Origin of the sequence: Acetobacter tropicalis (genome assembly GCF_001580915.1) — a bacterium.
Classification (GTDB): Bacteria; Pseudomonadota; Alphaproteobacteria; order Acetobacterales; family Acetobacteraceae; genus Acetobacter; species Acetobacter tropicalis.
In genome coordinates this window covers 1-7,754 of record NZ_LHZQ01000135.1, presented here as the reverse complement: position 1 = coordinate 7,754, position 7,754 = coordinate 1, and the positions used below count along the sequence as shown (strand labels likewise).

6 protein-coding genes and 2 pseudogenes are annotated in these 7,754 nt (G+C 62.2%); 3 read left to right on the top strand and 5 right to left on the bottom strand.

Going from position 1 to position 7,754, the window contains the following annotated elements:
- From AD944_RS01630 to traA, 3 genes are all read right to left on the bottom strand, one after another.
- A partial coding sequence (locus AD944_RS01630) for a type II toxin-antitoxin system VapC family toxin (RefSeq protein ID WP_045543271.1) occupies positions 1 to 419 on the bottom strand: 419 nt, incomplete at its 3' end.
- Positions 416 to 667: a FitA-like ribbon-helix-helix domain-containing protein gene (locus AD944_RS01625; RefSeq protein WP_045543272.1), complete on the bottom strand. Its 252-nt coding sequence runs from the start codon at positions 665 to 667 to the stop codon at positions 416 to 418. The genes AD944_RS01630 and AD944_RS01625, both read right to left, overlap by 4 nt.
- Positions 668 to 732: 65 nt before the next feature.
- Positions 733 to 3,819 carry a Ti-type conjugative transfer relaxase TraA gene (gene traA, locus AD944_RS01620; protein WP_045543273.1) on the bottom strand — a complete coding sequence of 1,029 codons (3,087 nt, stop codon included), beginning with the start codon at positions 3,817 to 3,819 and terminating at the stop codon, positions 733 to 735.
- A gap of 163 nt (positions 3,820 to 3,982) precedes the next feature.
- On the opposite strand from traA, the gene AD944_RS01615 reads away from it, so the two are divergent.
- The 3 genes and pseudogenes from AD944_RS01615 to AD944_RS16120 all read left to right on the top strand — a co-directional run.
- Positions 3,983 to 4,276 carry a conjugal transfer protein TraD gene (locus AD944_RS01615; protein ID WP_045543274.1) on the top strand — a complete coding sequence of 98 codons (294 nt, stop codon included), beginning with the start codon at positions 3,983 to 3,985 and terminating at the stop codon, positions 4,274 to 4,276.
- A 64-nt stretch (positions 4,277 to 4,340) separates the two neighbouring features.
- Positions 4,341 to 4,607, top strand: coding sequence for a conjugal transfer protein TraD (locus AD944_RS01610; protein WP_045543275.1), 267 nt, complete (start codon positions 4,341 to 4,343; stop codon positions 4,605 to 4,607).
- Positions 4,600 to 4,840: pseudogene (locus tag AD944_RS16120) on the top strand (MucR family transcriptional regulator); the annotation flags it as partial. The gene AD944_RS01610 and the pseudogene AD944_RS16120, both read left to right, overlap by 8 nt.
- Positions 4,841 to 4,869: 29 nt before the next feature.
- On the opposite strand, the pseudogene AD944_RS01605 reads toward AD944_RS16120, so the two are convergent.
- Both AD944_RS01605 and AD944_RS01600 read right to left on the bottom strand, forming a co-directional pair.
- A pseudogene (locus AD944_RS01605) lies at positions 4,870 to 6,393 on the bottom strand (Tn3 family transposase); the annotation flags it as partial.
- Between the two features lie 12 nt (positions 6,394 to 6,405).
- Positions 6,406 to 7,716 (bottom strand): DUF4158 domain-containing protein, encoded by a 1,311-nt coding sequence (locus AD944_RS01600; protein WP_082784179.1) that lies wholly within the window; start codon positions 7,714 to 7,716, stop codon positions 6,406 to 6,408.
- Positions 7,717 to 7,754: the final 38 nt, after the last annotated feature.

Here is a 7,754-nt window from a genome sequence, read left to right as displayed (position 1 = left end):
ACATCCTCCCACGGATTGAGAACCCGCACACCGGCCGCCTCGAAAGGCGATACGTCGCGGCTGGCCACAGCATAACCACGGGATGCAGCGACCGCCGCAATATAACCATCCGCTTTCCCAATCGCCCGTCCCTCTGATCTGGCCCGCACCATCAACTCAGCATAAGCCTGTGACGCCGCCAGATCGAACGACAGGACACGCCCTTCGAAGAGAGGCAGAACCTGCTGCTCCAGCCGCTCATGAAGCACCGAACGCCGCCGACCGGCCGGCATCGCCCCGATCCCGAAACGCAGTTCCGCCACCGTGACGGCAGACAGAAAAAGCGTCTCGATCGCCTGCGCATCAATCCATGCCAGGACACGCGGTTCAGGGGCAGGTTTCCACGGCTCGGAGATTACATTGGTATCAAGAAGGATCATTCGAAGGACATCGGTTCGGCCGGAGTTTGATCGCGAACCTGCAAGGTCGAGACATCCTGTTCACGCATACCGGCCTCACGACCGATGGACGCCAGAAGCGACCCCAGTCGCACCCGCTGCGAGGGCCGGACGGCCGCTTCCAGAATGGTCCGGATCTCCGCTTCCGTGCTGCGCCCATGCAGCATGGCCTGCGCCTTCAGCGCTCGATGCGTCTCTTCCGGAAGATTGCGAATAACGACAGAGGACATGACAGAACTCCTCATTTCCTAGAATGATATCATAAATGTAAATACGATATCTTTCCAGAAAAATCCTACATACCCATATCCATACCGCGCGACCTGGAGCGTGAGAGGGAGTGCTCCTGCTGAGGAGGATGCAGCCCGCGATCAAGCGATGACCCCTTCTTGATGCCCAGCTCGCGGCTTTTCTTCCGCAGGAGGGACGCAAGCTGCACGTCCCGCTTCAGCTCTTTCAGCGCCACACCCTGCTGCTCGCGGCTCAGCCCGTCCCACGCCTTCACAAACCGCGCCGCCCGCAGTTCTGGACTTTTCCGCACCCTGTCCTCGTGCTCCAGCCCCTCGACCAGCCTGCGCGCCCGTGCCGGCCCTTCCAGACCATACAACGCCTGCCGGATCTCCGACTGATGCTTCAGCGCCGCCCGTAGATCCGCCTCACCGCCACGCCGGACCCGCTCCAGATCCCGGCCGGCTTCAAATAGCGCCTTCTTCTGGTGCTGCAGCACCGGCAGGTCCTGACGCACCATGCGCTCGGCATCCACCCAGGCCCGCGCATACCGCTCCACCGCCTGCTGAAGCGGGTCACTCCCCAGCACAAACCCGCCCAAGCCGGCCGGCACCAGATCACGCTGCACACGGGGCAACCTCAACCCCGCAAAGGGAGATGCCGGAGCCTCACGCTCAACCCCATTCTTCCCCTTCCCGGCCTCAGCCTCCATCCCGGCCGACACGTCTTTTTCCGCCGTGCGACGTCCCGGCCGCACGGACAGGTCCAGACCATCGAACATCCCGCGCGTCCGCTGCGCCGGTGCCGGATCTGGCGTACGGACCGCTTCCGCCTGCCTGTCCTTCTGGGGGCCAGAGGCAGCCTTGCCGCGCTCCACCACGATCTCGCTCTCGGGAACAGACAGCCCGCGCCGCCGCGCGAACCCGGGATCCCGATCCCGGACCTGCGGGTAATCCAGCGTGGTATCCTTCAGCCGCTCGCGCGACAGCCGCTTCACCAGCCCGTCCCGGTCGCCCACATCATCCCGGCCCCAATGAACGGACACACTCTCCCGATGCCGGGACAGCGCCACATACGCCCCGTGCCGGTCCAGGCTCCCCGTCGCCAGAACATGCGCCCGCTCCACCGTCACACCCTGCGATTTATGGATGGTGGCCGCATAGCCATGATCCAGCGCGTCATAATCCGCGACCGACACGGATACGACCCGCCCACGCCCGGCACCGCCTGCCCCGTCGAGCTGCACCGACAGCGCCAGATCCCCGGCCTCGACCGACCCCGTGATGCCCCGCACAGTCCCCAGCGTGCCATTCTTCACCCCCAGATCCCGGTCATTGCGCAGGAAGTAGACACGCTCCCCGTCCGCAAACACCCGCTCGCCCTGGGCGGTCGGCACCAGCACGTCGTCACCCAGCTCACCCGCGTCCCTGCGGATCTCGCGCGCCGCCTCGTTCAGCGCCCGCACATCGACACGCCGGTGCGCCAGCATGATCTGGCTGTCCTCTGGCGCGGCCTGACGGGCTGCGTCCCACCCGGCCACCACCCCGGCCCGCGCCTCTTCCAGGGTCTCATGCCCGCGTACAAGGCCAGCCGCCTCATAACGCCCCAGCGCCATGTCCGTCCGCCCGGTCGCCAGCTCCTTCGTCGCCGCCTGCTGCCAGCCTTCACGCTGCCGGCGCACCGTTGTGATCTCCACCGACCCGACACGCTCGGCCACCGCCCGGAACGCACCACCAGCCTCGATCGCCTGCAACTGCTCGGGATCGCCCACCAGAACCACCTTGGCTCCGGCATCGCGTGCGACTGACAGCACCCGCTCCATCTGCCGTGACCCCACCATGCCGGCCTCATCCACCACCAGCACGTCCCCGCGCTCCAGACGGCCCCGCCCTTTCGCCCAGGCCAGCTCTAACGATGCGAGGGTATGGCTCTCGATCCCGGACCCAGCTTCCAGACCTTCCGCCGCAATCCCCGATAGCGCCGCCCCGCGTACCCGATACCCGGCCTCTTCCCACGCCTCACGGGCCACACCCAGCATGGTGCTCTTCCCCGTCCCGGCATAGCCCACCACCACGGACAGGTCGCGGGACTTCGTCACCTCACCCACCGCCAGCGCCTGCTCTTCCCCAAGCCCGTCCCGCGCCATTGCCGCCCGACGCACCGCCAGCGGCACCGCATGTCCCTGGGACTGCCCCATCGCGAGCGACGCTTCTTCCAGCCGCTGCTCGACCCCGATCATCTCCCGCGTGGAGAACCGCTCCCGCTCATGACCATCTTTCCCAAGCGCTACCAGTTCCGGACACGCCTCCACCCGAACCATGACGGCCGTAAACTGTTCAGCATCCGCCGTATGCCGATCCACGAACCGTGCCAGGTCCTGACGGGTAAACGTGCTCTGCTGCCGCGTCAGCGCCTCCAGCGCCACATGCGGTTCCGCCAGCAGCCTCTCGCCATTGCGCCGCGCGATCTCCAGATGGTCGGCAACCCGCTCCGCGTCCTCGCCCCGCTCCTCCCTGCGCATCCCGGCCGGACCGATCTTGTTCTGCGGCTCAAGGTCGATCCCCTGCGCGGCAAATGACCGATGGTCGATCCGCACATCTAGGTCCAGTTCAGCCAGCCGTTCATTAGCAAGCGACGCCCATCGCTCCCGCCATGTCAGCAGGAGTTCCTTGTCGTTCCACAGACGCTCTTTCGCACCAAACCCGTTTTCGTCCACTGACCGCGTGGACAGCATCACATGGGCATGGGGCTTCGCCTGTCCGTCTTCGCCAATATCCCAATGCACAGTGAGATCGGCCACCATGCCACGTTCCACGAACTGCTCACGCACAAAATCCCGTGCCAGCGCGATCCCCTGCGCCTGGGTCATTTCGCGCGGGATTGAAAACTCCACCTCGCGGGCAAGCTGGGCATCCTTACGCTTCTCGATCGCTTCGACCTCGTTCCATAGGATCGCACGGTCGAGAAACCGTTCCGACGCGCCATCGGGCAGCAGGATCTCGGAATGTACCACGCCGCTCTTGTTTGTGAAATCGTGCGCGCGGTCCAGGCGGTCGTCATGCAGGCGCGAGGCCGAGCGATAGGCCGCCGCCGCTACCGCGCTCCGTCCGGTGGCACGGCTGATGACCTTTGCATGCAGGTGATAGATCGCCATTAGCGCGATCATATCACACCATTCAAGCGCACGTCACGCAGTGACGTATAAGCGCGCACTCACATTTTACTACGCTACAGGAATTGATCTGTTCGGATGAGTGACGCGGTTCTCACGTGTGTGGTAGAGTATGGCACAGATTGCGAAAAATAGGGGACCGGAAATGCGCAGGCCACGGGACATTGATGCGGAACTGAAGGCGCTTCAGGAAAAGGCGAAGCAGCTTAAGGCGCAACGGACCATCCAGCTCGGCGAACTGGTCGAGGCGACGGGAGCCGATACCCTGTCGATCGAGGCGCTGGCCGGGGTTCTGCTTGCGGCTGTCGAACAGGCGGATGGCAAACCCGAAGCCGTCGCGAGGTGGACCGAACGGGGAACGGCGTTCTTTCAGTCTGGCGGAAAAAAGGGCAGCCGGAAAGGAACCAGAAACGATCAGAACGGAACTTCTGGCGCTTGAAAGACGGATCAGGAAGCAGGTAGCCCTGATCCATCGCCATCAGGCACGAAAGGCACGGACTGACATGCGTGACTGGGCAAAGGCACGACGGGAACGCACCCATCATCTGATCGAACTGGGTGGGCTGGTCCAGAAGGCGGGGCTGGTCGATCTGACCGACGATGACCGCGCCACCCTGCTCGGGGCCTTCCTGGACATTGCCGGACAACTTCAGGACGGTAATGATACCGCTCCGGTTGACCTGAAAGCACGCTGGAGACGCGCGGGGCTCCATGCTTTCGATGCAGACCGTGATCATGCCAAGACAACAGGCGGAAACGACCATGACTGATATAGCAACACGATCATCAGAAACTGACACGTTGCGCGATCTGACAACACAGATTGTCGCCGCCTATGTTAGCAGCAACACTCTGCCGGTCGATGCATTACCTGGTCTTATCTCCACGGTGTTTCAGGCGCTCAGCAGCCTGGGACAGGCAACGACCGAAACTCCGGATCTGGTGCCGGCCGTGCCAGTGAAGAAATCCGTCTTTCCAGATTATATTATCTGCCTGGAAGGGGTCACGGCACGATCTGTTAAAAATTGCACGCTAAGCAGCGCGGGGTATGAACGGATTGCGAACATTTCGTACAGATCTGAGGCTGGTGTGGACTGGATTCCAGACATAATCCCCGGTCAGGGCGATGTGTTCCCATCCGAGCGGCGCGACATGTGCCAGGAGATCATTGGGAATAGCGGTGCCCTGGGCGCGCAGGTGCTGGACGGCCTGGTCGAGATAGACGGTATTCCAGTGGACGATGGCGGCGGTGATAAGGCTGAGCCCGGAAGCTCGGAAACTCTGGTTCTCGAAGGTACGATCACGAATTTCACCCTGGCGATGGAAGAATACGGCGCGACGCAGGGCATTGCTGGCTTCGCCCTTGTTGAGCCCGGCATGGCTGCGCTGACGCAAGGCAGGATCAGACAGCCATTGCAAGGTGAACAGGGTTCGCTCGATCCGTCCCAAAGCTCGAAGCGCCCGGGATAGGGTGTTTCCGGCACCGGCCGCCGCCAACTTCCGCAAGATGACGGAAGGCAAAACGTTGCCGGCGTTGATGGAAGCCTTCAACCGCATCAGTTCTGACCATTGGCTAAGGATAGCGGTGATTTCAACGGTATCGCCGATCAGCGGTGTCAGCAGCGGCCAGTTGCCCGGCTTTTCGATAGTGTAGAGTTTGCGGTCTTTTAAGTCCTTGATCCTGGGGGCGAACCGGTATCCCAACAGGTGGCAGAGACCGAAGACATGATCGGTTGCGCCGGCGGTATCGGTATAATGCTCGGCGATGCGCAGGTCGGTCTGGTGGACATGATGCAGCAGCCCGTCGAGCACATGGGGCGCCTCGCTCATGGTCGCGGAAATGACGCGCGTGTGGAAGGGCCCGTATTGGCCGGAAACGTGCGTGTACATCACTGCGCCGGGTTCGATGCCATATTTGGCATTTACCGAACTGCCGCCTCCCGCGCGGCCCCCGGCCCGAAAATATTGCCCGTCTGATGACGAGCTTGTACCATCATCCCAGATCGTTGCCATAGGATGTGCATGGTGCGCGTTGATGATGGCGGCACGGGCGGCGACATAATTGTCATCGCTAATGTGCCATTGGGCCACATTGACCAGGTGGTGATAGCTGAGGCCACGCGAGGCATCAGCCATGCGAGCCAGACCAAGATTGGTGCCATCGGCCAACACCGCCGCCAGCAAGGCAGCTTTGTCGGCGGGAGAATTGCCGGTGCGCAGATGCACGAACTTATCCGTGAACCCGGTCCAGGCATCGACCTCGCTCAGAACTTCGGTGATCCGCACTCGCGGCAGCATGCTGTTCAACCGCAGCGCCAGATCGCGGGCTGCCTCGGGTGAAGAGGGGGGAGTGCGGGCGATAAAAAGCTTACCGTCTTCGATCTCCACCCCGTCAAGGTTGCCCCGCGCGGCACGAGTGGCCACGAAGGTCATGCGTTCGCACAGCATCTCTGTGCGGGCTGCGATGTAACGTTCGGGATCGGCTTCACCATCAATACCGGTGGCCGCGCCGCCTTCGGCCGGGAGCAGGTAGGCCTCGAAAGCCTGGTAATCACGGCTGCCAGCAACTCAGATATTACTGCCCCGCAGCTTGTCACGCAGAACGGCCAATATCGCTGTTTCGTAGAGCCGCCGATCTGCTGAGCCGCCAGCAAAGATCAGCTTGCGCCATTGCAGCGGTAGGCACGCGGATGGTGGCCGTTTTGGCAAGGTACGGATTATGCCACGGTTCAAGGCGCGAAGAAGTTCGAGCGCAGCAAGGACGGGATCGTTCGGCACATTCGACCGGAACTCGAAGGCGGATAGGAAGCGAGGGCTGAACCGACGGAGCACCGCATACCGCTCGGCTGCTGTGACCAGAATATCCTGACGCGCCACGCCCACGACGGCGCCGATGACGGGCAGTACGCCTTCAAGCTGATCCATGCCGATCTCGCGCTCAACGGCACTCACGCCATCCTCGCCGGCTTCCTTCGCCTGGTGCAAGGCGGCAATTGTTTGGCGGAACAGCAATAATGCCTTGGCAACATCACGCCGTGTGGCCTGAAAGCGCCGTTCGTCGCGATTGCGGGCGCGGCTGAACAAGGTGCCGATATATTTCTCGAACATGGCAAGCACCACGTCCGTCAGCCGGGTTTCAAGGCTTGATATCTGGGCAATGAGTATAGCCGTACGCCGCGCCGGTTCCAGATCGGCAATGTGCTGCACGGTCATGATCGCCCCCTCATCGGTCAGCCGCGCCAGGCGGGAGGCATGGATACGGCCAGCCCGTGTGGGATCGATTCCCATGGCGCGGACATAATCGAGGCGATCGAGCAGAGAAACAATGTTGGCAGGAGCTGGTGATTCTGAATAATCCCGCAACCAGGCGAAACGGGAACGACGCAACTCGGGATCAACCGTCAGTAGTCCGAGCAGAGCATTGCGTTCCGCATCGGGCATTCCGGCCGCCAACACCTCAAATGTTTTCTTACGCGCCCGTGCCCGGGCGGCCAGTCCAATCCTCTCAAGCACCATCGTGGATGGAATTACGACACCGCTCAACCGCAAATGGGCCAGAATAGCCAGGACTATGGGTTCACCGCGATCTGTAGCCCACGCCACATTACCACCAATGCGAAGGGAACTCCGCCAATCAGAGAGCCCAAAGCTTCGTAACCCCAGATATTTTTGAAGCTCGATGACATGTCCACGGCGCGTCTGATCCCTTTGTGCATAATCAGCAAAAGCCGTTGCAGGGATGCCGAGTTGATGGGCGATGAATGCGATCATGGCTTCCGGCGGCTGTACCGCTGGCCCCAGGCTAAAACCAGGGTATCGGAGAAGGCACAGCAGGACCGCGCATCCAAACCGGTTAGCCGCACGCCGCCTGGTGTTAATGGGGTCACGACACGAAAGTGTACTTTGCGTACGTTTAG

Excerpts from the sequence above, each read along its gene's own strand:
- AD944_RS01625 (WP_045543272.1), bottom strand. The coding sequence starts at position 667 with ATGTCCTCTGTCGTTATTCGCAATCTTCCGGAAGAGACGCATCGAGCG.
- traA (WP_045543273.1), bottom strand. The coding sequence starts at position 3,819 with ATGGCGATCTATCACCTGCATGCAAAGGTCATCAGCCGTGCCACCGGA.
- AD944_RS01615 (WP_045543274.1), top strand. The coding sequence starts at position 3,983 with ATGCGCAGGCCACGGGACATTGATGCGGAACTGAAGGCGCTTCAGGAA.
- AD944_RS01610 (WP_045543275.1), top strand. The coding sequence starts at position 4,341 with ATGCGTGACTGGGCAAAGGCACGACGGGAACGCACCCATCATCTGATC.